21 protein-coding genes and 1 tRNA gene are annotated in these 26,725 nt (G+C 55.9%); 7 read left to right on the plus strand and 15 right to left on the minus strand.

The window, feature by feature from the left end:
* Positions 1–59 precede the first annotated feature (59 nt).
* Together SCARR_RS17275 and SCARR_RS17280 are read left to right on the plus strand one after the other, a co-directional pair.
* Positions 60–3,710: an efflux RND transporter permease subunit gene (locus tag SCARR_RS17275; RefSeq protein WP_187356381.1), complete on the plus strand. Its 3,651-nt coding sequence runs from the start codon at positions 60–62 to the stop codon at positions 3,708–3,710.
* Between the two features lie 575 nt (positions 3,711–4,285).
* On the plus strand, positions 4,286–4,813 hold the full coding sequence (locus tag SCARR_RS17280; protein ID WP_136062912.1) for a methyltransferase domain-containing protein: 528 nt from the start codon (positions 4,286–4,288) through the stop codon (positions 4,811–4,813).
* Positions 4,814–4,966: 153 nt separating this feature from the next.
* Here SCARR_RS17280 and yedF read toward each other — a convergent pair whose 3' ends face one another.
* The 3 genes from yedF to selD form a co-directional block, all read right to left on the minus strand.
* Entirely contained in the window at positions 4,967–5,302 is a 336-nt protein-coding gene (gene yedF / locus SCARR_RS17285) for a sulfurtransferase-like selenium metabolism protein YedF (RefSeq protein ID WP_136062913.1), read from the minus strand.
* Positions 5,303–5,427: 125 nt separating this feature from the next.
* On the minus strand, positions 5,428–6,522 hold the full coding sequence (gene mnmH, locus SCARR_RS17290; protein WP_136062914.1) for a tRNA 2-selenouridine(34) synthase MnmH: 1,095 nt from the start codon (positions 6,520–6,522) through the stop codon (positions 5,428–5,430).
* A gap of 97 nt (positions 6,523–6,619) precedes the next feature.
* Positions 6,620–7,651, minus strand: a complete 1,032-nt coding sequence (selD, locus tag SCARR_RS17295; protein ID WP_187356387.1) for a selenide, water dikinase SelD — start codon at positions 7,649–7,651, stop codon at positions 6,620–6,622.
* Between the two features lie 129 nt (positions 7,652–7,780).
* Here selD and SCARR_RS17300 point away from each other — a divergent pair, with 129 nt between their 5' ends.
* Positions 7,781–9,511, plus strand: coding sequence for a Na/Pi cotransporter family protein (locus SCARR_RS17300; protein ID WP_168433394.1), 1,731 nt, complete (start codon positions 7,781–7,783; stop codon positions 9,509–9,511).
* Positions 9,512–9,554: 43 nt separating this feature from the next.
* Here SCARR_RS17300 and obgE read toward each other — a convergent pair whose 3' ends face one another.
* From obgE to rplU, 3 genes are all read right to left on the minus strand, one after another.
* Positions 9,555–10,598, minus strand: a complete 1,044-nt coding sequence (gene obgE / locus SCARR_RS17305) for a GTPase ObgE (protein WP_136062916.1) — start codon at positions 10,596–10,598, stop codon at positions 9,555–9,557.
* Between the two features lie 101 nt (positions 10,599–10,699).
* Positions 10,700–10,954: a 50S ribosomal protein L27 gene (gene rpmA / locus SCARR_RS17310; protein WP_136062917.1), complete on the minus strand. Its 255-nt coding sequence runs from the start codon at positions 10,952–10,954 to the stop codon at positions 10,700–10,702.
* Between the two features lie 18 nt (positions 10,955–10,972).
* Entirely contained in the window at positions 10,973–11,287 is a 315-nt protein-coding gene (gene rplU / locus SCARR_RS17315; protein ID WP_136062918.1) for a 50S ribosomal protein L21, read from the minus strand.
* 234 nt (positions 11,288–11,521) lie between these two features.
* On the opposite strand from rplU, the gene SCARR_RS28260 reads away from it, so the two are divergent.
* From SCARR_RS28260 to SCARR_RS17325, 3 genes are all read left to right on the plus strand, one after another.
* Complete coding sequence (locus SCARR_RS28260) at positions 11,522–11,917, plus strand: hypothetical protein (RefSeq protein ID WP_168433395.1); 396 nt, start codon at positions 11,522–11,524, stop codon at positions 11,915–11,917.
* Entirely contained in the window at positions 11,917–12,663 is a 747-nt protein-coding gene (locus tag SCARR_RS28265; protein ID WP_168433396.1) for a thioredoxin-like domain-containing protein, read from the plus strand. The genes SCARR_RS28260 and SCARR_RS28265 overlap by 1 nt, the downstream gene beginning before the upstream one ends.
* 77 nt (positions 12,664–12,740) lie before the next feature.
* Positions 12,741–12,816, plus strand: a tRNA-Ala gene (locus SCARR_RS17325).
* Positions 12,817–13,292: 476 nt separating this feature from the next.
* Here SCARR_RS17325 and SCARR_RS17330 read toward each other — a convergent pair.
* From SCARR_RS17330 to SCARR_RS29570, 3 genes are all read right to left on the minus strand, one after another.
* Positions 13,293–15,959 (minus strand): bifunctional YncE family protein/alkaline phosphatase family protein, encoded by a 2,667-nt coding sequence (locus SCARR_RS17330; RefSeq protein WP_222846355.1) that lies wholly within the window; start codon positions 15,957–15,959, stop codon positions 13,293–13,295.
* Positions 15,960–16,198: 239 nt separating this feature from the next.
* On the minus strand, positions 16,199–16,591 hold the full coding sequence (locus SCARR_RS17335) for an IS30 family transposase (protein WP_136062920.1): 393 nt from the start codon (positions 16,589–16,591) through the stop codon (positions 16,199–16,201).
* A complete protein-coding gene (locus SCARR_RS29570) occupies positions 16,522–16,737 on the minus strand; it encodes a hypothetical protein (RefSeq protein WP_456238414.1) in 216 nt (71 codons plus the stop codon). Before SCARR_RS29570 ends, SCARR_RS17335 begins: the two co-directional genes overlap by 70 nt.
* Before the next feature lie 436 nt (positions 16,738–17,173).
* On the opposite strand from SCARR_RS29570, the gene SCARR_RS17345 reads away from it, so the two are divergent.
* Positions 17,174–18,739: a phospholipase D family protein gene (locus SCARR_RS17345; RefSeq protein WP_136062921.1), complete on the plus strand. Its 1,566-nt coding sequence runs from the start codon at positions 17,174–17,176 to the stop codon at positions 18,737–18,739.
* Here SCARR_RS17345 and SCARR_RS17350 read toward each other — a convergent pair.
* From SCARR_RS17350 to topA, 6 genes are all read right to left on the minus strand, one after another.
* A complete protein-coding gene (locus SCARR_RS17350) occupies positions 18,736–19,836 on the minus strand; it encodes a phospholipase D-like domain-containing protein (RefSeq protein ID WP_136062922.1) in 1,101 nt (366 codons plus the stop codon). The genes SCARR_RS17345 and SCARR_RS17350 overlap by 4 nt on opposite strands.
* A gap of 105 nt (positions 19,837–19,941) precedes the next feature.
* On the minus strand, positions 19,942–20,958 hold the full coding sequence (dcm, locus tag SCARR_RS17355) for a DNA (cytosine-5-)-methyltransferase (RefSeq protein WP_136062923.1): 1,017 nt from the start codon (positions 20,956–20,958) through the stop codon (positions 19,942–19,944).
* A 146-nt stretch (positions 20,959–21,104) separates the two neighbouring features.
* Positions 21,105–22,058, minus strand: a complete 954-nt coding sequence (locus SCARR_RS17360; protein ID WP_136062924.1) for a tyrosine recombinase XerC — start codon at positions 22,056–22,058, stop codon at positions 21,105–21,107.
* Positions 22,059–22,099: 41 nt separating this feature from the next.
* Entirely contained in the window at positions 22,100–23,176 is a 1,077-nt protein-coding gene (locus SCARR_RS17365; protein ID WP_136062925.1) for a nucleotidyl transferase AbiEii/AbiGii toxin family protein, read from the minus strand.
* Between the two features lie 45 nt (positions 23,177–23,221).
* Positions 23,222–23,914, minus strand: a complete 693-nt coding sequence (locus SCARR_RS17370) for a DUF6577 family protein (RefSeq protein ID WP_136062926.1) — start codon at positions 23,912–23,914, stop codon at positions 23,222–23,224.
* Positions 23,915–24,123: 209 nt separating this feature from the next.
* Positions 24,124–26,685 (minus strand): type I DNA topoisomerase, encoded by a 2,562-nt coding sequence (gene topA, locus SCARR_RS17375; protein WP_136062927.1) that lies wholly within the window; start codon positions 26,683–26,685, stop codon positions 24,124–24,126.
* Positions 26,686–26,725 lie beyond the last annotated feature (40 nt).

Here is a 26,725-nt window from a genome sequence, read left to right on the forward strand (position 1 = left end):
GTTGGAAGGAAATTATTCTGCCACAAAATTATTCTGCCCATTCTTCCGGAGGAGCAATCATGATCCCCGAACAAACCCCAGAGCAGCGTTCTCTCGTCGGGCGGCTGATCCGCTTCTGCCTGGAAAACCGGCTGGTCGTCGTACTCTTCACCATGGCCGTCATCTTCGCCGGCGTTCTGGTCGCCCCGTTCGATTGGAAAGTCGGCGAGCTCCAGCGCTACCCGGTTTCCGTCGATGCGATTCCAGACATTGGAGAAAACCAGCAGATTGTCTTTACCGAATGGATGGGGCGTTCGCCACAGGATGTCGAAGACCAGATCGGCTATCCGCTCACCGTTCAGCTGCTCGGCATCCCCGGCGTCAAAACGATCCGCTCCTACTCGATGTTCGGCTTCTCCTCCATCTACATCATCTTTAAGGAGGACGTCGAGTTCTACTGGTCGCGCACCCGCGTACTGGAAAAACTCAACAGCCTTTCAGCCGGCACGCTGCCGGAAGGGGTGCAACCCACGCTCGGCCCCGACGCCACCGCGCTCGGCCAGGTGTATTGGTACACGCTCGAAGGCCTCGACCCCGACGGCAATCCCACCGGCGGATGGGATCTCGAAGAGCTGCGCACCGTGCAGGACTGGTATGCCCGCTACTGGTTGCTCTCCGCCGACGGCGTCTCTGAAGTTGCCTCCATTGGCGGCTATGTCCGTGAATACCAGATCGACGTCGACCCCGATGCCATGCGCGCCTTCGGCGTGAATGTCGACGAAGTCTATGGCGCGGTAAAGGGCGCCAACATTGATGTCGGCGCCAAGAGCATCGAGGTCAACCGGGTTGAATATTTCATCCGCGGCATCGGGTTCATTGAATCGATTGCCGATATCGAAAACAGCGTAATCAAAATCGGTGCCGACAACGTGCCGGTGCTCGTCAGACACGTCGCCGGCGTCACCCTCGGCCCGGCCACGCGGCGCGGCGCGCTCGACAAAGGCGGCGCCCCCGCGGTCGGTGGCGTGGTCGTGGCCCGCTACGGCGACAACCCGCTCCGCGTCATCTCCAACGTTAAAGACAAGATTGCCGAAACGGCGGATGCGCTCCCCAAAAAAACGTTGGCCGACGGCACCGTCAGCCAGGTTACGGTCGTCCCGTTCTACGACCGCACCGGGTTGATCTACGAAACGCTCGGGACGCTCAACGAAGCCATCGGCCAGGAAATCCTGATCACGATCATCGTCGTGCTGATCATGGTGATGCACCTGCGCAGCGGGCTGGTCATCAGCTCCATGCTGCCGCTTGCCGTGCTGCTCTGCTTTGTGGGCATGAAGCTGTTCAACGTGCAGGCCAACATCGTCGCCCTCTCCGGCATCGTGATCGCCATCGGCACCATTGTCGATATGGGCATCGTCATCTGCGAAAACATACTCAAGCACCTCGATTCGGCCGACCCGGACGAACCCCGGCTCGAAGTCGTACACCGCGCCGCATCGGAAGTCGGCAGCGCCGTGCTCACGGCCGTACTGACCACCATCGTCAGCTTCCTGCCGGTCTTCACCATGATCGGTGCGGAAGGCAAGCTGTTCAAACCGCTCGCCTTCACGAAAACCTTTGCGCTGCTCGCCTCGATCATCCTCGCCCTTACCGTGCTGCCCGTCCTCGCGCATGCGTTCTTTGGCAAAGGTAGGGCGCTTTCGACGAAAGCGCCGCGGACAGCTCGGCGAGCCGTCCCTACCCTAAAAAAATATCTGCCCATCATCCTCACGGTTCTCCTGGTGGGCTATTGGCTGACCATCGAATGGGAACCGCTCGGCCCGGAAAGAGGCGTCATCCGCAACCTGCTCTTTGTGGCGCTGCTCATCGGCGGCCTGCTCGGCTTCTTCAAGGTCTTCCAGCATTTCTATCCACGGCTGCTCGCGTGGTGCCTCAAGCACAAAGCCGCCTTCCTCACAATTCCGCTCACGCTGCTGATTCTTGGAATGACCAGCTGGCTCGGGTTCAATAAAACCTTCGGCTGGCTGCCGGATATAATTAAGCAGACCGCGCCCGTCCAGAAAATCGCCCACACCTTCCCCGGCTTCGGCAAGGAATTCATGCCCGCGCTCGACGAAGGGTCGTTCCTGTTCATGCCGACCACCATGACGCACGCCTCGATCGGCGAGGCCATCGACATTCTGGAAAAACAGGATATGGCCATCCAGTCCATTCCCGAAATCGAATCGGTGGTCGGTAAGCTCGGCCGCGCCGAAACGCCGCTCGACCCTGCACCGATCTCTATGATCGAAACCGTCATCAACTACATCCCTGAATACAAATCGGACAAAGACGGACGGCGCATAAACTACCAACACAAAAAGGGTGAGTTTGTGCGGGATGAAGACGACTTCCTGATTGAAGACAAGCGAGGCCGCCCCTACCGCCAGTGGCGCGACCACATCCAGTCGCCCGACGACATCTGGAAAGAAATTACCGCCGCCGCAAAAATCCCAGGCACCACCTCTGCGCCGAAACTTCAGCCGATCGCCGCGCGCATCGTAATGCTGCAAAGCGGCATGCGCGCCCCCATGGGCGTCAAGGTGCAGGGCCCCGACCTCGACACCATCGAACGCGTTGGTCTGCAGATCGAACAATACCTCAAAGAGGTGCCTTCAGTTGAACCGTCCGCCGTGATTGCCGACCGCATCGTCGGCAAACCCTACCTCGAAATTGTGCCCGACCGCGAAGCGCTCGCCCGCTACGGCATTCCCATCCGCAAGTTCCAGGACGTTGTGGAAATCGCCATCGGCGGCCGGAAGGTTACCGGCACCGTCGAAGGCCGCGAACGCTTCCCCGTCCGCGTACGTTATCAGCGCGAGCTGCGCGACAACATTGAGGCGCTCGGCCACATCCTGATTCCCGGTGCAGGCGGACAGCAGATTCCCATCACCGAACTGGCCGAAATCAACTATGTCCGCGGACCGCAAAACATTAAAAGCGAAGACACCTTCCTCGTGGGCTATGTCGTGTTCGATAAAAAAGACGGCTTTGCCGAGGTCGATGTGGTTGAGCAGGCGCAGACCTATCTGCAATCCAAAATCGACAGCGGCGAGTTCAGCCTGCCACGCGGCGTCAGCTACCGTTTTGCCGGCAGCTACGAAAACCAGCAGCGCGCCACCAAGACGCTCTCGATGGTGATGCCGATTGCGCTCTTTGCCATCTTCATGCTGATCTACTTCGAGTTTAAATCCACGACCACCACGTTGCTGATTTTCACCGGCGTCTTCATTGCGTGGTCGGGAGGCTTCATCTTGATCTGGCTCTACGGCCAGCCGTGGTTCCTCGACTTCAGCCTGTTCGGCGTTGAGATGCGGGGCCTCTTCCAAGTGCACACCATCAACATGAGCGTCGCGGTCTGGGTCGGGTTCCTCGCCCTGTTCGGCATCGCCACCGACGACGGCGTCGTGATGGGCACCTACCTCACCCAGCTCTTCCGCAACAAAACCCCGAAGACCAAAGCCGAAGTCCACGCCCTCGTCATTGAAGCCGGCACGCGCCGTGTGCGCCCCTGCCTCATGACCACCGCCACCACCATCCTCGCCCTCATTCCGGTGCTCACCTCCACCGGACGTGGCTCCGACATCATGGTCCCTATGGCGATCCCCAGCTTTGGCGGCATGCTCATCGAGGTCGTCACCATGCTCGTGGTGCCGGTTCTCTATTGCTGGTTGCAGGAAAAACGTTTGTAGTCCCGCCTAAAGGCGGGACTACAAACCTCTTCTTTTGTGGGACTTCTTGTTTTTTTAGTGGAGGGCGACGCTTCGTCGGAGCCATTCCGTGCGCGCTTATACCCACACCTGGTTGTGCTTTCTTCGTGAATCCATCGAGCATAACAGGACTGGTCTTCTGGAGGAGGGACAGCGACCTCGCTGTCCGAACGCAACGCGGCTAGTGGTTGCGCCAAACAGAAACAAGCTCGCGTCTATATTGTCGGCAAAGCGGTTGGGGTGTAGCCGCGCCTCACCTGAACGAGCGAAGGACACGTAGTGAGGCTGGCGCGAAGCGGCAACACGTGCCTCGGTGGCGGGGTTCCGCTTTCCACCCTTCGGGCGGTAAAGCGAAGCTACACCAAACCAAGGGTCGACCATCCAAATATTTAATATTTTCAGAGCACTAGGAATATTTCGTCCCGAAACGCTGCGTTGATTTCAACCTGCGCTTCAGCTATCTTTCTAACGGTATTGACTAATTAAATAACGAGTAGCCGAGCATACCCAACGAATGCAGCGGTCGGTGACTCTTCGCGATTTAGGGGCAACAAACCATGGGCGTAAATGACAGAAGGCGCTTCCGAGCATTTGCATGCTTCATCCACAAGATGTATCCGCATGTCCGCACCGTGGCAGATGTCGCGGGGGGTAGCGGGAATGTGTCGTACCACCTCCGAGATCTTGGATACGACGCCACGGTTATTGACGACCGGAAGGCGCGTCTGCCGACTTGGATGCATCGGGAGCTGCGGAAGGAGTCGGTGAAACAAGGCCGGCTCATCGAGATCCCGAGAATCGTGAAGAGGGTGCAGGAAGTGGATCTGCGCCCTTTCGACCTTATCGTGGGTCTTCACCCTGACGAAGCAACCGAACATGTTGTTCGTGAAGCGCTCGAACACGGCAAAGATTTCGCCGTTGTCCCGTGCTGTGTTTTCCCCATCGATGGCGTTAAGCGGAGCAAGGAGGACTGGTGTGCGTATCTAATGTCGCTCTCGCCGGACATTATCACCACCAGACTGCCCATAGAGGGTTCGAATAGGGTTTTGTATCGATGCAGCCAAGCAGCAAAGGGGTTGACCTGAAGAACCCCCTGTTTAATGAACACCCGAAACTGATCCCTTTCATCCTTCAAACTATTTCCAATCCTTGGATTCCCGTCGACATTTTCATTGCCGGTGTCGGTCCTATTATTTCGTTATTTCCAACTTTCAACACACCAGCGGAACTACAAACTTTTAAACCGTAACAACGTGCTTGGAGGACATAAGCTCATTGATGATGCCGGCCATGTCGCCCATGTTGACCGGCTCCATCTTGTCGGCCAAGCCAAAGTGGTTCACGCAGGTGCCGCACGCCGTGATGCCGACGCCTTTTTTCGTGAGCATTTCAATCGCATCGAGGACGGCCGAGCCTTCGGCCAGCAGCTTGACGGCGGAATTGTAGAAAATGATTTCCTTCGGCCGGGTTTCCGCTGTGCAGAGCTTGCGAAGGAACGAGCCCATCAGCACCGCACCCAGCTCGTCATCGCCCTGCCCCAAAAATTCGCTCGTAATCAATATCGTCTTTTTCATTTTGTACTCTCCAATTCATATACGGCTCAACTGCAGTAAAACATTCTTTACCACGGAGGCACGGAGACACTGAGTTTAAAAATTGCTGTTCTCCGAGTCTCCGTGCCTCCGTGGTAAAAATCCCATCAGCCAAGGGTGGTGATGAAATGAAACACCTCTTCGGCGTTGCCTTGGAAAACAATTTTCTTTCGTTTCTGTTCAAGTTGGTAGTCATACATCGGGTCGTAGTATTCGACCAGCAACAGTTCAGCCCAGTTCTTGTGAGCGTCGGCTTCGCCGGTGGCGAGTTGATGGTCATAGGCATCCTGCAGCAACTGGTTGACGCGCTTGAGCCGTTCGCCGCCGAGACGCTTCCGGATGCGTTGTACGCTGCCGCGAATGTCTTCCAGCCATTGCAAAAGTCCATCTTCGCCATAGGCCTGCGAAAAGAGCGCTTGTGCGGACGTTACATATTCATCGAAGGTAATCTGCACGCGCTCCGTCAGCGGCGTTTCCAGCAAGACGACATCCGCCGCGTTGAAATGCTCAACCAGCGGATCCGGGAGATAGCATTGGCCGACATGCCGGCCTTCGTCCTCCACCACCATGTGGCGATGGCCGGCCGCCTCGTGCTGGATCAACGCCCAGGCCAACCCGTTTTCAAAATCAATCTGCGTCGGTTGCGGGTTGATGAAACGACCGAACGAGGAGCCGCGGTGATTCGCGATAGCTTCAAGATCGACGACGTTTCCCAATTGTTGGAGCAGCAGCGTTTTTCCTGAACCGGTGCGGCCGCCCAGCACGATCGGCTTGCTGTTGAGGTGTGCGGGATCGAGATGGCCGATCAAGTAATTTCGAAACGCCTTGCAGCCGCCTTCCAACCTTTGGATATCCCGCCCCCCAACCGCTTCTTCCGCCCACTGCTGACTGAGCTGCGAACGCATACCGCCACGGAAGCAATAAATCAGTGCAGAGGGGTGTTCCTCCATAAAGGATTTCCAAGCGGCGATGCGCGATGCTTTGATTGGCCCGCAGACCAGTTCATGCCCCAGCTCAATCGCCGAAGCCTGCCCCTTTTGCTTGTAGCATATGCCGACGAGCCGGCGCTCCTCGTCGTTCATCAGCGGCAGGTTGACCGCATTGGGAAACGCACCCGCAGCAAACTCGACCGGTGCGCGCACGTCGATCAAGGGAATATCCTCAACGACGATGCGACGGAAATCTTTTGTGGTCTTGCCCATCAGCTAATTCCCTTTCTCTGCAGTTTTGCAAAATGATTTAGAGCAAAATGATTACGGTGCTGATTGTTTTTAATCATTCTGCTCATAATCATTTTGCCTACACGACGTCGATCAGCTTATCGCCCTGCTCGCGGGTTTGGCCGATGGATTCGAGTACAAGTCCGGCGGACGCGGTTAACTTCAGGAATGCATCGACACCTGCGGGCTTCACCATGCAGAGCAGACCTCCGGAGGTTTGCGGATCGCACAGGATGCCGCGCTGCTCGTCGGTCAGGTCGCCGACCGTGTGACCGTAGCTCTTAAAATTATTGAACGAACCGCCGGGGAGGCAGCCAAGCGCCAAATACTTACTGACGTTTGGAAGCTGCTTCACCCGGTCGAACTGCACGGTAGCCGAGATGCCGCTGCCGGCGCAGATTTCGCCGAGGTGGCCGAGCAGGCCAAAGCCGGTGACGTCAGTCATGGCCACCACGCCTTCGAGCTGGGCGATCTCCGCGCCAATCTTATTGAGCGCGCACATGCTTTCGACCGCGGGGTCAATGTGTCCCGGCTCGATCACGCCCTTCTTCTGCGCCGTACTCAGAATGCCGATGCCGAGCGGCTTGGTGAGAAACATTTCGCACCCGGCTTCAGCGGTGTTGTTTTGCTTCAGATTCACGTTGTCGACGATGCCGGTTACGGCCAATCCAAAGATTGGCTCGGGCGAATCGATTGAATGGCCGCCGGCCAGCGGAATGCCCGCGTCGTCGCACGCCGCGCGCCCGCCGTCGATCACCTGCCGGCCCACCTCGGCCGAGAGCTTTTTAATCGGCCAGCCAAAGATGGAGATGGCCATTAGCGGCTTGCCTCCCATGGCGTAGATATCGCTCAATGCATTCGTTGCCGCGATGCGCCCGAAGGTGAAAGGGTCATCGACGATCGGCATAAAGAAATCCGTCGTGCTGAGCACGGAGGTTCCATTGCCCAGATCGAACGCCGCCGCATCGTCCTTGCTGCTGTTGCCGACGAGCAGGTTCGGGTGCGGCAGCGCCGGGCGCGACGTTTCCAAAATCGATTCCAACAGCTCTGGCGAAATCTTGCAGCCGCAGCCGGCGCCGTGGCTGTATTGGGTTAGCTTCACTTCTTCCATCACATCATCTCCAAAAAAAGTCATAATTGCGTATGTTTTATCCGACCCCGCCCCCGGTGTCCATTTTTTCCGCATCATTGACTTATCCCAGTGCCCGTCTATGATTCCGTTATGGATGAATCAAGCATTATGAAACTAGTCTTCGGCCTGCTGGGCGGGCTCGCCTTGTTTATCTTCGGCATGCGCACCATGAGCGCCGGGCTTTCGGCCGCCATGGGCGACGGCATGCGGACGCTGCTGGGCAAAGCAACGCGCAACCGGCTGGCCGGACTCGGGCTGGGCACAGTGATCGGGGGGCTCATTCAAAGCAGTGCATCGATCGTGCTTTTCATCGGCTTCATCAATGCCGGACTCATGACATTTATGCAGTCCATTGCCCCCACACTCGGCGCAAACATCGGCACCACGCTTTCGGTGCAGTTGATTTCGTTCAAGCTAAGCGAGTATTGCCTGCCGGCCATCTTCGTCGGCCTCATGCTGCACATGGTTTCCAAAAACCGGAAGTTTAAGTATGGCGGCCAGGCCGTGCTCGGCTTCGGTCTGCTCTTTCTCGGGATGGTCATCATGGGCGATTCCATCAAACCGCACCGCGAGGTGTTCGAACCTTGGCTGGCGCACATTAACGGAAGCACCACGACCGGACTGATTACAGGAACCGTGGCGGCGGCGCTGATCACCGGCGTGATCCAAAGCAGCGGCGCCGTCATCGGCATGGGCTTCGCGATGATTTCCGCCGGCGCCATTACTGAATTTGAAGGCATCTACCCCATCATTATCGGCGCAAACGTCGGCACCTGCGTGACCGGCCTGCTCGGCAGCATTGGGACGACGGTCGATGCCCGGCGCGCCGCCCTGCTGCACTTGGTCTTCAACCTCGTCAGCACCTCGCTGGCCATTGCCGCCGCACCGCTGTTCTACAAATATGCGCCGCTCACCTCCGGCGATCTGATCCGGCAGGCAGCCAATGCCGACACCATCAAAATGACCATCAGCGCCCTCCTGCTGCTCCCCTTTGTTCCGTTGCTTGGAAGACTCGTAGAAAAACTGCTCCCGTCGCGCACGGAACAGCCCGAACCCACCTTCCTGAACGACCGGTTGCTCGACCGCCCCGAACAAGCAATCTATGCCTGCCTGCGCGAGTTGCAGCGCACCACCCGCATCTGCGCCCACAGCCTGCACCTCGCCGCCGAAGAATTCATTAAGCACGATCATAAGCGCATGCAACGCATTGTGGTGAACGAGCAAAGCGTCAACGTCATCAAGGTGGCCATGCGCAGCTATCTAACCCAGCTCACCGGCCACTATCTTTCGAAACGGCAATCCATTCTGATTGAGCACATCGACCGGTGCATGTCCGACCTCGAACGCGTCGGCGACCACATTGCCAACCTGAACTCGATCGCCAAGCGCCAGCGCGGCATTGCCGCCGCGCGCTTTGGTTCCGAAGCCGTCGAGAATTGGCTGTCCGTACATCGCGCCGTCGCCAAGCTGCTCGATAAAGTAGTGGAATCGCTCGATCCCGAAACCGCCAACTTTCAGGAAATCGCCAAAGAAGTGATCCAGCTGCGCGAGGAATACAACGAGGCTTCGATTGCCGCAAGAAATGCGCACTTCCAGAGGATGGAAGAGAAAGGCGTCACGCCGATCGCCGGGCTAATCTTCAACGACTACTTCTCCAACTTCCAGCGCATCGCCAAGCATATCAAGAACATTGCCCTCGCCGAGCAGCAGCCGCAGTTTTGGTTGAAGCGCGAAAAGCTCTCGAAGGTGATGTCGAACGAAGCGCCGGGCTATTCCCTGCCCGAAAACATTAAACCGAACGACTATCTCGACAAGCTGCAGTCCGACGACTACCGGTAAATTACAGCCCGAATAAAGTTCAACAAGCCGAACCGCACCAAGATCAATCGCCCGCATTCTCCAACGCGGTTTCCTCGGCCACCTTGCGGGTTTCGAAGAAATGCTTGTAGAGATGCTCTTTCACCGGCTCAAGACCTTCGCCGAGCTCGGCCGAGATTTCATAAATGGCCTCGTCGGTGCGCTTTTTGAACTCTCGGAGGTTTTCCGCCGCGTCGGGCGAGTCCATTTTGTTGGCCACCACGAGATAGGGGGTGCAGGAAAGCTCTTCCATATGCAGCCGGAGCTCTTCCTTCAGGTGCAGAAAGTCGTCGGTCGGGCTGCGTTCGTCGGTTCCGGCCATATCGAGGACAAAAATGATGAAGCGCGAGCGTTCAATGTGACGCAGGAACTGGTGGCCGAGGCCGACGCCTTCGTGGGCGCCATCGATCAGGCCGGGAATATCGGCAATCTTGAGGCGGCTGAAATTGGCGTATTCCATCGTTCCCACAATGGGGTTGATGGTCGTAAAGGGATAGGGCGCAATTTTGGGGTGCGCATGGGTCAGACAGCCGAGCAACGTCGATTTTCCCGCATTGGGATAGCCGACCAAGCCAACATCGGCCATCAGCTTGAGTTCGAGCCAGAAAACCTTGTCTTCGCCCAAAGTGCCTTCGCTGGACTGGCGCGGCGTCTGGTTGGTCGAGCTCTTGAAACGCGTGTTGCCCAATCCGCCGTGCCCGCCCTTGCACACAACCAGCTCTTCGCCGTCCGTAAGCAATTCGCCGACAAACTCCCCCGTCTCGACCTCCGTAACCACAGTTCCGGGGGCAACCTTGACGATGCAATCGTCGGAATTCCTGCCGTGGCAGTTCGCGCCCATCCCCTGTTGCGCATTCTTGGCCTTCTGATGCGGCTGATAATAGAGCGGGAGCAGGGAATCTTCATTCACGTCGCACCGCAGAATCACGGAGCCGCCATGGCCGCCGTCGCCGCCGTCGGGCCCGCCCCGGGGGATAAACTTTTCGCGGCGGAACGAAACGCAGCCGTTGCCGCCGTTGCCGGCGCGGGCATAGAGTTTGATGCGGTCTTTGAATACGACGTGTTTCATAGGCTGCAGTGTCGGGTTTTACGCGTTAAGTTGCAAGAAGACGTGCGGGCAAAAGAAAAGGCGGGTTTAAACCCGCCTTTGCAAGCTTGGCTTAACCGAAGTTATGCCGCAGCTTCTTCACGAATGTGAACCTTGCGCTGACGCTTGTCGAATTCAACGACACCGTCTTTCAGGGCAAACAATGTGTAGTCGCGACCGCAGCCCACGTTGACGCCGGGGTGGAAACGCGTTCCCACTTGACGAACCAAAATGCTGCCGGCAGTTACTTTCTGGCCACCGAAGCGCTTGACGCCGCGACGTTGTGCATTACTGTCGCGACCGTTGCTGGATGAACCTTGTCCTTTTTTATGAGCCATGACGAACCTCCCGCAAAATTATGCGCTAATTGCTTCTACTTTGATTTTGGTCAAGCCTTGGCGATGACCGATTTTACGACGATATCCTTTGCGACGCTTCTTCTTAAAGGAATAAATCTTCTCGCCACGAAAGTTTTCAACGACGGATGCCGTTACCTTGGCGCCGTCCACTAACGGGGCGCCGATCGACAACTCGGTGCCGTTCGAAACAGCCAGAGCAGTGAACTCAACGTTGTCGCCACTGTCTTTCATAAGCAGTTCTACATCAAGAACGTCGCCTTGCTGAACGCGGTACTGCTTTCCACCGGTTTCTATTACCGCATATGCTTCCATAAATTACCTCTATGCCCCCACAGGGCTTTCACTTCAAAAAATCAAGAGGCGGAAACTACGGAATCGCCCCCAGAGTGTCAACCCCAAAGAATTCTAAAAAAAACCGCGTTTCTGCACCGGTTTCCACGCCGGGGAAGCAGATGCGCAAATCCCCCGCCGCTTTCGGGTTCAACTCCGCCCCGCCTTAGTATAAGCTTCTGGCATTTAGGAAACGGATGAATAGGAGGTTTGCATATGAAAAACTGGATGGCAATTCCGTGCGCAGCAACATTGATGATGCTCAGTGGATGCGGCAAAGACCCCGTCCGTCCAGCCGCCCCCCCACCTTCCCCGCAGCCCATACAAACGCTGAACGGAGCTGCAGTCCCCAAAAAGCTGCCCTCCGTACTGAAAATCTCGCGGAAAGCGCAAACCTATTCAATCACGGGCATCGGCACTCGCGGAACCAACCGCATAGCCATCATCAACAACGAGGTGGTGCGACCCGGCGCCGTGCTCAGCGGAGGCGCCGTGGTGAAGCGGATCGAACCCACCTTTGCCTCCATCCTGGCCGATGGGACGGAACACCTGATCCGTCCGGAAAACATTCAAAGCGAAATAAACACCACGCGGGAAGCAGGCCAGCCTTAATGAAAACGGGCATAACCATCCTTAGCTTGACGGCGCTGGCGCTGCTCAGCGGTTGCGACGCATCCAAAAAGGCCGCCCCGTTCGCAGAAACGCTTCGCGACGCCGCGGTAGACGCCGCGGGCAACCCCGTCAAGGCGGATCGCCTGCTCGAGACCGACTACCTGCTGCTTTACTTTTCCGCCCACTGGTGTCCGCCCTGCCAGGCGTTCACCCCGCGCTTGGTCGATTTCTACAGGACTAACGGAGGTGGACGCCTCTTCCAAACCCTTTTGGTCAGCAACGACCGCAGCCAAGCGGCCATGTTCGACTATATAAAGGAAACGGGAATGCCCTGGCCGGCCATGAGCTTCCGCTCCCGAGGCGCCAAACAACTAACCAGCACCTACAGCGGCGACGGCATTCCGCGCCTCGTTCTGCTCAACCCCGCCGGCGAAATTCTCTCCGACAGCTTTAAAGGCCGGGAATATGTCGGCCCGCAAAGCGTGCTGGACGATCTTAAAAAGCGCCTGGCCGAACAAAAAGTGAATCCCAGCGAGGCAGAAAAGCCCCCGTCAACCCTCGCCGAACTCGCCAAGAAATACCGGCTGGAAGGCTTTGGGCAAGGCTCGGAACAAAAAGCCGCCATCATTAACGGAATCTTCATCACGGAGGGCGCCGAACTCGATCCTGGCATCATGATCGAAAGAATCACCGGCACCTACGTCGAGGTTTCCTACGAAGGAAACCTCTACCGCCTCTACCCCTGACTTCCAACAGACGATAAAAACTCAAAAGTCGAGGTTGACATCCCGACAAGCGAACGACTATAAATTCCGACCTTTGCGGGGGATTAGCTCAGCTGGGAGAGCGCGTGCATGGCATGCACGAGGTCATCGGTTCGATCCCGTTATCCTCCACCAATGTAAGGCCCGATCTTCGGATCGGGCCTTTTTTTGTTTACGCCCTGTTTCCGGGGAGCGGCCATGCAGCCCGCAAATCCAATGCGGGTTCCGCTGGACAATCCGCCATACAGAATGCGAACGGATAGAAGACAACCGCAGATTACGCAAATGGATTCAGCCCGGGAATATTAAAATATCGGACCCCTGGAATGACCCCTGGGAGGTTCAAGGAGATCCGCCAAGCAGCGACAGCACCGGCAACCTCTCCACCCAGCACTCCCCCAGATATCGTTGCCGAGTTCACCGATCGAGTGAGAGCGCACATGAAGCAACATCTCCTTGCTGTCCTCGGGAAACAATCTGACAAGGAACTCAAGGTTTGCGCAGAGTTCTATTTAGACGGCCTCTTCATTGTTCGAGATAATGGCGCATCAGGCGGGTTTGATCTATCGGGGAAAACGGCCCGATCGCCTCATTCAGAGAGCACTCACGCCTCAATCGTCGTCATCTTTGCCGCAGAATTGAGCCGGATACGGTTTTTTATCGGCAAGGGCGAACCAGAGGATGCGGTTGAATAGCTCATCATTGCCGGAATCAATTCCATCAAACTGGGGCTCCAGACTCTTTTTTGCGTAATGCAGGGCCTTCCCGGTCAGCTGAGCCAGATTCTTGTTCATCTCGTCCAGCGGAATCTCGTTGGGAACCGCAGCATAATGCGTCCGATCGGCCGTGTTGGAAAAACACTCAAACATCGGCCGCGCCGTGGCATCCTGAATATTCATCGGCGGCAGCCCCAGCATGCGCTCCATGGTGCAGATCATCGAGAGTTGGTTGCAGTTGACATGATTGGTCTGCTTCAGGCGCGAATACGGGCTGATAACCATTCCGACCGTCCGATAGGCGGAAACATGATCCCAACCGGCTTGCGAATCGTCTTCAGTGACAAAAATAGCGGTGCTGTCCCAGAACTTGCTTTTGCTGATGGCCTCGACGATTTGGCCCAGCGCAAGATCATTGTCGGCCACCATGGCCCGCGGGGTGGGCAACGTCGGGCGTGTCCCGCCGGTATGATCATTCGGCAGAGCCAGGATAACCAGTTGCGGCCATTGGTCTCCTTCCATTTTTTCGTAGCCGTTTAACTCATCAATGAACGCACTGGCGCGCAGGACATCGGGAATGTTGTGGCTGTCATAGCCCGGATAGTTCGGGCTCAGAATCCCGCGCACGGTGGCAATGGTTGAATGGTTTTCAAATACCAATTTTTCACCACGCTGGAAGGCGTTATAGATCGGCTTCCACTTCAACTTTTTATCAAACTTCGGCGTGCAGGCCTCGCCATAAATCCGGACACTCTTTCCGTGGCGCAGGGCGTTATCCCAGATAAAGCCGGTGGGCGCATAAACCAGCGCATCGGTCTGAACATGCGGATAGCTCCGGAACCAGGCGCGCACGTTTTTTTCGATATAATCGGTCACGATCGCCGAATCGGTCCACTGATGCCCCTCGGCCGAACATTTTCCCGCCACGTAGAAGTTGTCCAGCAAAACAAATTCCTCCACGAGCTTATGGGAATTGGGCGTTACCGCTTTGCCGAAAACACACAGGTCGGGATCTCCGTCGCCGGCCTCGACATCGCCCAGGATCTGGTCGTAGGTCCGATTTTCTTTGATGACATACACCACATGCTTGAAGACGGACGGCTCGCCAATGCGGGCGGGAACCGGCACCGGGGCGGCATCCGTGCGCGGCAGCTTTTCGGCCAGGGCCAGACGAAATATCTGGTTGAGCTCCTCCACCTGCTTGGTATAACCCGCCAGTTGCGATTGGTCCGGCACAGGAATGGCGGAGATCGAAGCCTTCATCTGATGGCTGTTGTAGGATACCGTTTTCCCGTCTTTCGATACGGACGGGATACGGGCGCCCTCGGCCTCAATATTGGGGACAAACAGCCGACGGTCCTTGTAGACACAAACCCCTCCGGGATAAGCTCCGGTCGGTATGAACCCGACCACTCGGCTTGGCCCGGAAGACAACGAGGAGCAGGCCTGCGCGCCCAGATGGACAACCGCTACGGCATTGTCCATACCGGCGGCGACATAGAGCGTCTGGCCGTTGCCGGACAGGCCCAACCCGTTGGGCGAATCCCCGAAATAGGCATTTCTATCCAGGGCCAGCCGAATCGGAATGGTTTCCGAAACCGCGTCCGTTTTCGTGTCGATGACGGAAACCGTATCACTATTGGCATTGGCTACGTAAACGAAACGTCCGTCCGGTGACGCGACGATGTCGTTGGGATGCAGCCCAACCGTGATTTCCTTTTGCAGATTCCCGGTTTCCGGATCCAGCACCGACACCGTGCCCTCCCGGGTAGCGCCGGTTTCCGCATCCACTTTGGCGCTGCCCCACGGGACGCCGGCGACGTTGGGGTCGCTTTTATCGGGAACCGATCCGGCCCAGTTGCTCACGTACAATTTTCCGTTGGCGGCGGCAATGCCGTATGGAGCCACGCCCGTCGGACTGGACCAGATGGTTTTTCCGCTGGCAATATCGCGTTTCTCCACGGTGTTATTTCCGTTCAACACCACGTAGAGCACCGGCGTTCCGCCCTCTTCCGCCACCCACACCTCATTGGGCAGCGCAGTCTTCGCCGGCGGTTTTGCGGCAAATTCGAAGGTCTTTTCAATCCAGGCCTTGCGGCCGTTCCAGCCCGCCTGGACCACATAAGACTTCCTTGACGACGTCGCAACGCTCCAGTACATCTCATACCGGTCACCCTGTTGCCGCCACTGAATGCCCGAAAAGGTGCCCATGGGATTTTCTTTCCCGATGGAGTGCTTTAACGGCAAATTAAAGACAATTTTATTTTCCTCCGGCGAAACAATCACCAGCGCATAACGCCCTTCGACGGCAAGCCATTTTCCGTCAGGGGAAAGGGCGCAGTCAAGGGCATGGTTTTCCCGTTTCGGGTCGCCGTAATAGAGCTGCTCGCCCGCAGGATCCACCCAGCGGTTGAACGGCATAGGCAACGGGAACAAAGACCCGTCAAGGGTCTGGTTTTCATAAGAACTGCTGTATTGATCACAGATTCGCTGATCGGAAGTTTGGCAGGCCACGGAGAACTGCAACACAACCATCAGCAAAACAAGCCAAATCCATTTCATAGAGACTCCTTTTTCACACTCAAAAACAACAGCAAGCTAGCCATATATACGGTATAAGTGTAGATAGAATGAAACGATACGAGCCAAACAGGCATTCCGCAAGCCCAACCCTTTGGAAGTAGACTGTAAATTAAAATGCCCAACTTTCCCGAGCCGGGGGCGTCTCATGCCGCGATCTCCTGAATGAACAACTCTTCTGCGGTTTTAAAATTCAGTATCTTTCGGGGATATCGATTGATTCAGTTCTCGATTTCCTGAATGGCGGTGCGGGTGTATTTGGTTATATCGCTTCCCTTGGGGATGAATCGGCGAATCATCCGGTTGGCATTCTCGTTGCTGCCCCGCTCCCAAGACGAATAGGGATGCGCATAATAGAGATGGGTTCTGGCCGAACTCCCGAATACAGATGCCTCCAATGCCGCGTAATCAAGGAACTCGCTGCCGTTGTCTGCCGTAATGGACTTGAACACGACATTGAACGCCTCCTTGCCCATGGAGCGTTCTATGCCATTGATGGCCCGACTCACCGCAGCCTGGGTCTTGTCTTTGATCTTGCGGATGATCAGCTTCCGGCTCTTACGCTCGACGAGCGTGAGCAGGGCGGCGCTTCCTGTTCCTTTCCCGCCGACCACCGGATCGATCTCCCAGTGCCCGGCCTGTTGCCGATCAGCGACCTCCGCCGGTCGCTGTTGAGATGCTCAACGAGTCCGCGTTCGACTTCCCGGTTGATGGTGCGTCGATCCCTCCCCAGCTCCTTCGCGATATTGGATTCACTCATGCCTGCCTTTAAAAGGCCCTCAATTAAAATGCGCTCATTCCAGTTCAAAAAAAAAGGGATCAAGACGCTTTTTTCATCATTTCCAAACGCTGGAGGTACAGCTGCGATCGCGGAATCTGCTGCCGGGCTCGTCTTGCGCCAAGGCGAGGTTTTGGCCCCCTCCCTGCATTTTTTAAAAGGCCGCGGGACGGCTTAGTTCTTTATGCAAATAAACGCGCTTTCGGTTTGGCCTCTTAACGCGCTCTCTTCTGGAGAAGCACGTTCTACAACGCAACAGCAAAGCATTTGGCGAATGTATTGACCCCTAATCGGCAGCGTGGGATTTCCGCAACGCCAACCTGCGGGGAATGAGGTTCGACAATGCGCAGAACAGGCGCTAAACTTCAGTCTTTATCTTTTTGACTGTACGAAATCAGGTTTTAGCAAGGAGAAGGGTATGGCTGGATTGATCCGCAGCGCGCAGGGAATGCGCATCGCATTATTATCGTCGATTGCTATGGGGCTTACCGCCTGTTCGACCATTCCGAAGAACCCGCACAAGCCTGTCAGCCACAGCCTTCAGCCGGCCAAGGCGGGAATGCTCATCGAGCATAGCCAGACGGTTATGGCGAAGGCTGCGGATGGCGAGTCGGCCTTCATGATGATCCCCCAAAACTCCGAGGCGCTGCGCTGGAGGCTCGCGCTGATCGACCATGCAAAAACCAGCATCGACCTGCAGGTGTTCATTTGGTCGAACGACGAAAGCGGCCGCCTGATGCTCAGCCACCTGCTCGCGGCCGCCAAACGCGGCGTGCAGATCCGCCTGCTGGTGGACGACCTGCCCAAGGACTGGTCGGACATGGGCACGGCGCTGGTGGCCCGCCAAGACAACATCCAGCTGCGGCGGTTCAACCCCGGACGGGTGCGCAAAGGGGCGATCCGGCGCACGCTTCAGATGGGCCTGTTTTTCAAGAAGCTCAACCGACGGATGCACAATAAGCAGATGTTGGTGGACGGCCAATGGGGCCTCGTCGGCGGCCGCAACCTCGGCAACCCGTATTTCGGCCTCAGCAAAAAATACAACAACCGCGACCTCGACCTGCTGATCACCGGCGCGGTGATTGGAGAACTGGGCGCCGACTTTGACCTCTACTGGAATTCCGACGCCGCCTATCCGGGCGAATCCATGGTGAAAAAAATCACGGAATCGAAAAAAGAAAAGCTCTTCCAGAAATTTAACGCCACCTTGAAGAAAGATCGGCATCTGCTGTCGCAAACCAACCTCCCGACTTTGCCGGCGGACTGGAGCGCGGTCTTCGCCCCGTTGCCGGAACGCATGGTGTACGGCACAGCCCAGTGCATTCAAGACTCTCCAAATGTCAAAGGCGACCGAGGCGAACGCCTGATCGATCAGTTCCGCGAAACGGGCATCATGCCCCACCGGAAATCCTGCATCATCACCCCCTACATGATTCCCTCTCAAAAGCAGCTAGACCATCTGGCCAATGCCGTAAAAGAAGAGGACCGCAAAGTGCGCGTGCTGGTTCCCTCGATGGAATCCAACAACCATACCATGGCGCACAGCCACTATAAAAAATACCGGAAGAAGCTGCTCAAGGCCGGCGCCGAGCTCTACGAATTCCGTGGCGATCCGTCCGCTAGCTTCTGCTCTCTCAGCGACACCCCGCCGGTGAAGTCCGACTTTATTTCGCTGCACACCAAAGCCTTTGTTTTGGACAAGGAATGGGTGCTGATCGGGTCGCTCAACTTTGACCCGCGCTCGATTGAGATCAACACCGAGCACCTGCTGCTGATCAATTCCCCGGAACTCGCGACGCAGCTCTTCGGCGATTTTGAAACCATGATTTCGCCCGAAAACGCCTGGGCCGTGACCCTCAACGAGAAAGGGAAGCTCCGCTGGACCTCCAGCGACGACGAGCGCACCAACCAGCCCGCCCGAGGCTTCGGCCAACGCTGCGCCGACTTCATCTACCGCTGGCTGCCCATTGAAGGCCAGCTTTAGGACGCGCTGATGAAGCGTTCATAGGCATTCAGCGGGGCAAACTCAATGCGGTAGCGGTCATCGTCCGAGCGCTCAACACGGACGGAGTCGGTGCCGTAGGCGCGGAACACATCGTAGGTGATGAGCTCGCGTTCGGGAATCTTGAACAAACTCCGCAATAACCAATCCGATAAGGCCTTATTAGGATTTGTCATGAGAGCTTTGCTTCCTTGCTGGCAAACCTTTGCCGAAAGTTCACGCCCATCCGGCAAAACCAATGTAAAAGGTGCATCCCGTTCTGGGAAAAAACCGGTTTGATGCGTATGCACAGCACGGGGGATAGGGATATACACTTCGCCAGCATCTCTAGGACGCCCGGAGGCGTTCCACTGGTTGAGTCCACTTTTTTCAGGTACATACTTTTCGCCTGCCTTAACGGCATACAAAGGCAAGATCACAAAGGGTCGTCGGCAAACGGGCTCAGCCAGTGCACTGCTTTGAAGTAGAGCAAAAGGATCTTCAGCAATGGCCACATCAACTCCTACGCATCCCGAAGAAATAGTGAACTTCTTAAAAAGCGTACTCTTTGAGCGATTGAAGGAATACTCATTAAAACGATCGCGAAACGCGATCCCTCCCCGGGTCTCACGGACATCCCGAATAGAGTCAATGTGGATGCACTGGTAAGGCACTTCAAAAATTAAAAATCTTCCAGGCCGTCGTCCAACGCAGTGATAGACGGCGTGATCAATACCGTAGGTCTCCTCGGCAAATCCAATGCGGGTGTTTCGCAACTCCCCCAAACGAACCGCTAAACTTTCAGGATTCAATCCCGCCAAAGTCCCGCTCAGGGCATTGAACTCGGCCACTTTTTCAGTTGAGGATTGTCCATGACAAAGGAAGGTCTTCAGCCCGAATCCTTTTGACCCAATTTTAGCATCAAAAGCGCAATCGGCGCGACCCATGTTTTCCGCACCGGTCGATCGGCAAAAAATATTTTCCGCTGCACGGTAATGCAACATTGGCGTGTCGGAATCGCTGAACAAATTGGAGAGCGACCCCACCTTGGCCAGCAGGTCGGCATACTCAGTTAGCTGTTTTCCTTGAATCGACAGCATGGTTGTAATCCGTATTGCGTGTTGCGTGTTGCGTGTTGCGTGTTGCGTGAAATTTTCTGGGACTCATTCCGGAGAATCAATACATAATACGCAGTACGTAATAAATCATTCTGCCCATTTGACATCCAGTGCCGTGCGCATGTTTTGTGCGATGGCCTTGATGACCGGAACGGAAACCGAGTTGCCGGCCTGCTTATAGAGATGGCTATTGGCCATGCCTTCCGGCAGCTTGAAAGCATCGTCTTCGAGATAGTAGCCCTGGAACCTAAAGCATTCTTCGGGCGTAAGCTTGCGGATGCCATATTTATCCAAGACCAACGGTACGTTATGCCCACCGGTACCCATGTTAGCCGTCAAAGTGGGGCAAAGGTTGCTCTTATTTTCCCGCACATAGACCCTTCGCCACTGGTAGACCGTATCCTCGGAGAGAACCGCCTTACTCAATTCTTCATAATATGGATGATCTTCTGAATAGTAATATTTATCGTCCTGCCTACCCTTGAGCAAAAAATCTTGAATATGCGGGGGTTTACGAATCTCATCGGGCACACTGAATGCATGGCTACACGGATACTTCTTCGGATCATTCTTAGCGTGTTTGGCTTCATCGAATCCAGCCTCGCCCCTAAAGCCAACAATGTAGACACGCTCGCGCGTCTGGGGAACGCCAAAGTTTTTGGAGTTGAGAATGAACGGAATGAAGGAATAGCCGAGGTCCTCTTCCATCACGCGGCGGATTTCCTTGAGCGTGTTGCCGCCGTCGTGCCCAGCGAGGTTTTTAACATTTTCTAACAAGAAAGCCTTCGACTTCATCTGATTGATGAAGTCCGCCGTGCGCAAGAACAGGACGCCCCGCCCCTTTTTGTCGTCGAAACCCTGCCGGTAGCCGGCCACGGAAAATGCCTGGCAGGGAAAGCCGGAGGTCACCACATCCGCAGGCGGGAAATCCGATGCCTCGGCCTGCGTAATGTCTCGCTCATCGAGATGGTGCGCATAATTATGTTTATAGGTAACGCAAGCCTTTTCATCCCGTTCATTCGCCCACAGCAGTTCGAAACCCGCTTGTTCAAACCCCTTACAGATACCGCCAACGCCCGCAAACATGCTCCCGACTGTATACATCAACAAAACTCCCTTATTCCGAAATAGATTGGCGCCTAATATCCATTGCACCTTCGAGCAGGTCAATTTCCGATTGTGTTTTTCCCGCGGTTAGCTACGGACGATCTGGTTCGTAGTCCCGCCTTTAGGCGGTTAATTCCGCCCGCTTACGCCCGCGGATGGGCGAGCTGGTAGACCTCTTTGAGGCGCTCGACGGAGACGTGGGTGTAGATCTGCGTAGTGGAAAGCGAAGCGTGGCCGAGCAGCTCCTGCACGCTGCGCAGGTCGGCGCCGGCATCAAGCAGGTGCGTTGCAAAGCTGTGGCGCAGGCTGTGCGGCGTCAGCTCGGCGTTGAGCCCGCAGAAGAGCACATATTTTTTCATCATGCGTTCGATCGAGCGCGCCGAGATCGGCCCGCCGTTTTTATTAAGGAAAACCGGACTCCGGACATTCTTTTTGCCTTCGAGCAGCCAGACGTTCTCGCGCAGCTCCAAATTTTTTGCCAGTGCCCGTTCCGCCGGCGAACCAAGCGGGCAGAGCCGCTCCTTTTTGCCTTTACCACGCACCCGCGCCACGCCGGACAAAAGGTCGATGCGCTCCTCGGGCAGCGTTACCAGCTCGTTGATGCGCATGCCGGTGCTGTAGAGCAATTCTAGAATGGCGGCGTCGCGCGCGACCATGTATTCGCGCCACAGCTTTTGCTTCGGATTGGTGGTGGTCTGCTGCTCGTTAAACTTTTCAGGCGCATCCAGCAGCTTGCAAACTTCCGTCACCGAGAGAATCTGCGGGAGATAGCTCCCCTTCTTCGGCAGGTTCAATCCGCTGAAAGGGTTCTGCTCCACATATTCCTCGCGCAGGAGAAACTTATAGAACGACCGCAGCGCAGAAAGCTTGCGCCCGGTGGTCGTCGGCGCCATTTCCAGCTTCTGGAAAAACATCAGAAACTTGCGCGCCGTAAAGCGGTCGACGTCCTTCCACTTATAGGGAGGCCGGGCGTCCTCGCCCCAGGTGACCTCGCAATACTGCCGGATATCGATCAGGTAGTTGCTGATCGTATGCTCCGAGGCATTTTTCTCGCCTTCCAGGTATTGGATAAAATGCTCTACGCACGGATCGTTCATACAGTCCTTAACTTTTAAGCTTCTTCGTACATTTCGTTGGCTCACTCGCCCAGAGCCAACGCCAGATAATAGAACGCTTCCGGCAGAATCGGTTTCAGCCGGTTTAGGCAGGAAGGGGCTGTAATATTAGTTCCCTGTATGAACTCCATCTGCCCGTCCAGATTAAATAACAGCTGTGCAGGAGTCAGTTCAACCGAACCTTCCAGATAGGATGCCAGCAGATAGGCTTTGGCGGCGGCAATTTTGGCTTCTTGTGTAATCCTGAACCGACCGTGTGCCAAATGATCTCGCACGCGGCTGATGCCATCCTGAATGTTGGCGATGATTTCATCGTCCCGGTCTGCATATCTGAATGCGTTACAGCACAACTGGAGAGACACACGCTTCGTGTCATCCAGTGTCTGCTGCATGGAGAAGTCGTCTTCATTATAAGAACTCTCCAGCCTGTAGCTCTCAGCGTAGGCCCGCTTTACAGCAGACAGATCCTGAACTTCGTTAAACAACTCTCCTACATCATACAGCTGCTTGACCACCTGCATCGTCATTGATTTACCACGCTTTGAAAAAAACGGCACCCCTTGGGTATTCGGGGCGAAAGCGGTCAGCTTATCTCCCAGCAGGGCGTCTACCGTCGGCACCCTGACGGTGGAGATATGATCAACCTGTATAAAGCTGGTTTCAATGGGTTTTTCCAAACATTCCAGCCGACAGTCCGCCTCCTGTACAACGTCCAGGAGAACATTGTCCTCACGTCCGGTAACAGCAGATGTATAGAAAAACTTAAAGTGTCGGCGCTCTGGTAGACCTCTGGCCCCCCGGTCATCCTCCTTCTGCCGGACAAACGGTTTCAGGCTGGAGAGGCTATCCACAATACCGTTAATTTTATCGTTATCCGCATTACAGATAATATCAATATCTATGGATAACCGTCTGATTTCTGGCAGGTGAAGCAACAGGGAGGTTCCTCCCTTGAATATAAATTCAAGGTCAGTTTCTGTCAGATGACACAACAGCGCCAGTGCGTGGATACATTTCTCGATCATTACAGGACTGGCTCCTGTCATGATCCTGCTCTGTTGCTCTATATAATCTTCAGAGAAGCATTCTGCTGAAACCATCTACTATCTCCACATTTATGGTTTATTTGGACTTGGTAGATGATTTTACACCACCACAGTTATTCTACGTCTCTTGGCATAGGAGAGGAGAGAGGAGATATTAACCCTTCCTGCCTCTACAGCTCTTCTCACAGCATCCTCTGCTTCTGAAGGTTCCATAATAGACAGCTTATTATTCTCAAACAGCAGATCCACCAGAAGCTTCTCAGGAGGAGCCATACCTGCCACCGCCGACGGTTCCTTGGTGACCGCAGGTCTGACGAGCACTGGATTCTCTGTTTTCTGGTACAGACGCTCAATTTCAGAAGCTGTGGGATTCACCAGCACATTATGTCCGGCGTCCCGCAGGGCATCTCCCACCACATCCAGTGCATCCGGCAGGGTGTAGACAAAGACGGTAAACCGGGACAGCAGGTGGTGCATGAACGGGTTGATCTGTTCCGTTGACCAGCAGGAGACCTCCAGCAGGGGAAAATCTTCAGCCAGTAGCTTCGTAATGGGTTCCAACGGCTTGGCGTCCAGCTTCAGCGGTTCCGCGATTTTTGAATACCACCCCTTCCCGGCATCATGCACCGTTCCGTCGGCCATAAATTTTGACAGGTAGGTTTTTACGGTCGAATCCGGCACGGATTCCCCGGCTCCCTTCTCCAAGGCGGATTTAACGTCCGCGATGCTGAAATAGCTCTTTGTCTTTTTCAGTTCGATCAGCATCTCATGCAAATCAGATCTTACATTCATAGCGACCTTCCGATTTGTTAAATATTTCAAGAATCCCTCCCGGCCAAATTGCCCGCCGCATGCTCGGAGGTGTGTTTTTCTCGCCTTCATGTATTGGACAAAATGCTCTACGCACGGATCGTTCATGAGAACCGAAGAATAACGAACAAGGAATTTCGAATGCCGAAGGCTCCACCTTCTTCGGTTCCTTGTTCGTTATTCGACATTCGTTATTCAGCGGCGTCAGCCGCGTCTTCTTTTTTGGGTTTGGGCTTGCGGGGTGCGGGCAGGCCATACTGGTCCATCAGCTCCGTGTAGTTCGGGATCTGTTCGTAGTAGCGCGCGGCCATTTTCTTGAGCGCCGCAAGCTGGCGGTCGGAGAGCGCGCCCTTGCCCTTGAACTGCAAGGAAATCGAATCGAAGAAGGTCTTGTCGTTGAACTCGCGCTTGCCGCGCATGGTCGGCTCGGCCCACTCAGTAATGTTTTCCATCAGCGCAATCACCGGCGCGGTGGTCGGGTCGGCTTCGACTTCCGGCTTTTCGTCCAGCTTCAGCTCGGCGCGGATGGCGTCGAAGTTTTCCAGCTGGTCGGAATACTTGGTCAGCAGCGTATCGAGATAGCCCACTTGGCGGTCGCTCAGGCGCTTGCCCATCGTGATCTGATCGCCCAGCGACGACACAAACTTTTTGTCGTCGTAGGTGCGCTTGCCGGACTTGCGGGGCTCTTCGAACGTAACATTGGCCAGCAGCTCCAGCTTGCGAGGTGTATCACCGCGCACGGCTTCCGGTTCGACCAGCTCCAATTCGGTGGCCAGCCCGCCGGGAACCTGCTTGATGTAGCGGCAGCACATTTTATGCAGCATTTCACCCTGGCGCTTGGAGAGCAGTTCGCCCTCATTCACCTTTTCCTTGAGATCCTCAAAGGTTTTGTTGTCGTCGTAGGTTCGCCGGCCGGACTTCACGGCAGGCGCCCACTCCGAAACATTCTCCAAGGCATCAAAACATTTGGCCACAAAGGCTGGTTCAGCGGTTTCCTTCGCGTGCTCAATCCATTCGAGCAGCGAGGGGTAGAACTCCTGCATCATATCCGTCCACTCGATCTTGCCCCCTTCGACGTCGTCGAGCTTGGTTTCCATGTCGGCGGTAAAGCGCGCCTCGAAGAGGTCAACCTTGTTGTCGGTCTTCAGCTTGGCCTCGGTGCGCAGCACCAGCGTGATGAGCTCCTGACCGAGATCGGTTGGAACGAGCGAACGCTTTTCCTTAACCACATATTCGCGTTCGTCGAGCTTGGACATGATCGCCGCATAGGTGGACGGACGCCCCACCCCGTTTTCTTCCAAGGCGCGGATGAGCGACGCCTCGGTGTAGCGGGCCACCGGCTTGGTTTCCTTCTGTTCGGTGAGCCAATCGAGCACATCAAGGTTTTCGCCCTGCGCCAACGGCGGCAGCTTGTCCGTTTCGGATTCGTCGCCGTCGCCGTTCTTCGGTTTGTCGGCGGCGGCTTCGATGCCGCTGGCCTTCATGTAGCCGGGAAAGAGAATATCCGACGCCGTGGCACGGAACAGGTAGGTGTTTTCAGAACCGGCTTCGATCTCCACCGTACGGCGGCCGATGCGGGCCGGAACCATTTGGCTGGCGACAAAGCGCTCCCAGATCAGGCGGTAGAGCTTTTGCTCCGCGGGGTCGAGCTTAACGCCTTCGCGACCGGGCTCCACCGAAGGGTCGGTCGGACGGATGGCTTCGTGGGCTTCCTGTGCCGCGCCCTTGCTCTTATAGAAGTTGGGCTTTTCAGGCAGATATTCCGCCCCGTAGCTTTCGCGGATGAACGTGCGGCATTCCTCCTGCGCGCTCTTGGCAATGTTGAACGAGTCGGTACGCATGTAGGTGATGAGTCCGCTTTCATACAACTTCTGCGCAAGGCCCATCGTGCGGGCCGGCGCAAAGCCGAGCGAGCCGGAGGCCGACTGCTGCAGCGTACTGGTGATAAACGGCGCACGCGCGCGACGGGTGACTTCCTTGGTGATCACGTCGCTGACCTTGAGCGGGCTGTTGTTCAGCTCGTTCTGGATGCCTTCGAGCTGCTCCATCGTCTTGACCGCGCCGGGCAGGAGCTTGCGGTCCTTGATGCCGATCGGGCTGCCGTTGATGCGCGCCAGCTTAACCAAGAACGGATCAAGCGGAGCTTCCTGTTTGCGGACTTCCGCGCCGACGGTGAAATAGGTTTCCGGCTCAAAATCGGTGATTTCTTTTTCGCGTTCAACCACAAGGCGAAGCGCAACTGTCTGCACACGGCCCACGCTGTTGGCGCCGCGGATCTGCTTGCGCACCACCGGACTGCCCTGAAAACCAACGAGACGGTCGAGGATGCGGCGCGCCTGCTGCGCGTTCACCCGGTCCATGTCGATTTTTTCCGGCTGTTCGAAGGCGGCCAGAATGGCGGACTTGGTGATTTCGTTATAGGTGACGCGGAAGAAGTTTTCGTCGGCCACCTCTTTCTTGAGCGCTTCATAAAGGTGCCAGGCAATGGCCTCCCCTTCGCGGTCGGGGTCGGGCGCAAGGTAGACGTTTTCGCACTTCTTTGCTTCGGCCTTGAGCTCCTTCAGGATTTTCTTGCCGCGCGTCGTGGCGGTGTATTCCGGCTCAAAGTTTTTTTCAACATCCACGCCCAGCTTTTTTGGAGGCAGGTCGCGCACGTGGCCCACCGACGCCATTACGATATAGTCCTTGCCCAAAAACTGGTTAATCTTCTTCGCCTTAGCCGGCGACTCCACAATCACTAAATTTTTGCTCATAGCTCTTCCTTATCGATTTCAAACACAAAGGCACCAAGGA

The organism is Pontiella sulfatireligans (genome assembly GCF_900890705.1).
In the GTDB taxonomy this organism is placed as follows: Bacteria; Verrucomicrobiota; Kiritimatiellia; order Kiritimatiellales; family Pontiellaceae; genus Pontiella; species Pontiella sulfatireligans.

What these genes read in the sequence shown, in the direction of transcription:
- SCARR_RS17275 (WP_187356381.1), top strand. Translation starts at nt 60, where the DNA reads ATGATCCCCGAACAAACCCCAGAGCAGCGTTCTCTCGTCGGGCGGCTG.
- SCARR_RS17280 (WP_136062912.1), top strand. Translation starts at nt 4,286, where the DNA reads ATGGGCGTAAATGACAGAAGGCGCTTCCGAGCATTTGCATGCTTCATC.
- yedF (WP_136062913.1), bottom strand. Translation starts at nt 5,302, where the DNA reads ATGAAAAAGACGATATTGATTACGAGCGAATTTTTGGGGCAGGGCGAT.
- mnmH (WP_136062914.1), bottom strand. Translation starts at nt 6,522, where the DNA reads ATGGGCAAGACCACAAAAGATTTCCGTCGCATCGTCGTTGAGGATATT.
- selD (WP_187356387.1), bottom strand. Translation starts at nt 7,651, where the DNA reads ATGGAAGAAGTGAAGCTAACCCAATACAGCCACGGCGCCGGCTGCGGC.
- SCARR_RS17300 (WP_168433394.1), top strand. Translation starts at nt 7,781, where the DNA reads ATGAAACTAGTCTTCGGCCTGCTGGGCGGGCTCGCCTTGTTTATCTTC.
- obgE (WP_136062916.1), bottom strand. Translation starts at nt 10,598, where the DNA reads ATGAAACACGTCGTATTCAAAGACCGCATCAAACTCTATGCCCGCGCC.
- rpmA (WP_136062917.1), bottom strand. Translation starts at nt 10,954, where the DNA reads ATGGCTCATAAAAAAGGACAAGGTTCATCCAGCAACGGTCGCGACAGT.
- rplU (WP_136062918.1), bottom strand. Translation starts at nt 11,287, where the DNA reads ATGGAAGCATATGCGGTAATAGAAACCGGTGGAAAGCAGTACCGCGTT.
- SCARR_RS28260 (WP_168433395.1), top strand. Translation starts at nt 11,522, where the DNA reads ATGAAAAACTGGATGGCAATTCCGTGCGCAGCAACATTGATGATGCTC.
- SCARR_RS28265 (WP_168433396.1), top strand. Translation starts at nt 11,917, where the DNA reads ATGAAAACGGGCATAACCATCCTTAGCTTGACGGCGCTGGCGCTGCTC.
- SCARR_RS17330 (WP_222846355.1), bottom strand. Translation starts at nt 15,959, where the DNA reads ATGAAATGGATTTGGCTTGTTTTGCTGATGGTTGTGTTGCAGTTCTCC.
- SCARR_RS29570 (WP_456238414.1), bottom strand. Translation starts at nt 16,737, where the DNA reads ATGAGTGAATCCAATATCGCGAAGGAGCTGGGGAGGGATCGACGCACC.
- SCARR_RS17345 (WP_136062921.1), top strand. Translation starts at nt 17,174, where the DNA reads ATGGCTGGATTGATCCGCAGCGCGCAGGGAATGCGCATCGCATTATTA.
- SCARR_RS17350 (WP_136062922.1), bottom strand. Translation starts at nt 19,836, where the DNA reads ATGCTGTCGATTCAAGGAAAACAGCTAACTGAGTATGCCGACCTGCTG.
- dcm (WP_136062923.1), bottom strand. Translation starts at nt 20,958, where the DNA reads ATGTATACAGTCGGGAGCATGTTTGCGGGCGTTGGCGGTATCTGTAAG.
- SCARR_RS17360 (WP_136062924.1), bottom strand. Translation starts at nt 22,058, where the DNA reads ATGAACGATCCGTGCGTAGAGCATTTTATCCAATACCTGGAAGGCGAG.
- SCARR_RS17365 (WP_136062925.1), bottom strand. Translation starts at nt 23,176, where the DNA reads ATGGTTTCAGCAGAATGCTTCTCTGAAGATTATATAGAGCAACAGAGC.
- SCARR_RS17370 (WP_136062926.1), bottom strand. Translation starts at nt 23,914, where the DNA reads ATGAATGTAAGATCTGATTTGCATGAGATGCTGATCGAACTGAAAAAG.
- topA (WP_136062927.1), bottom strand. Translation starts at nt 26,685, where the DNA reads ATGAGCAAAAATTTAGTGATTGTGGAGTCGCCGGCTAAGGCGAAGAAG.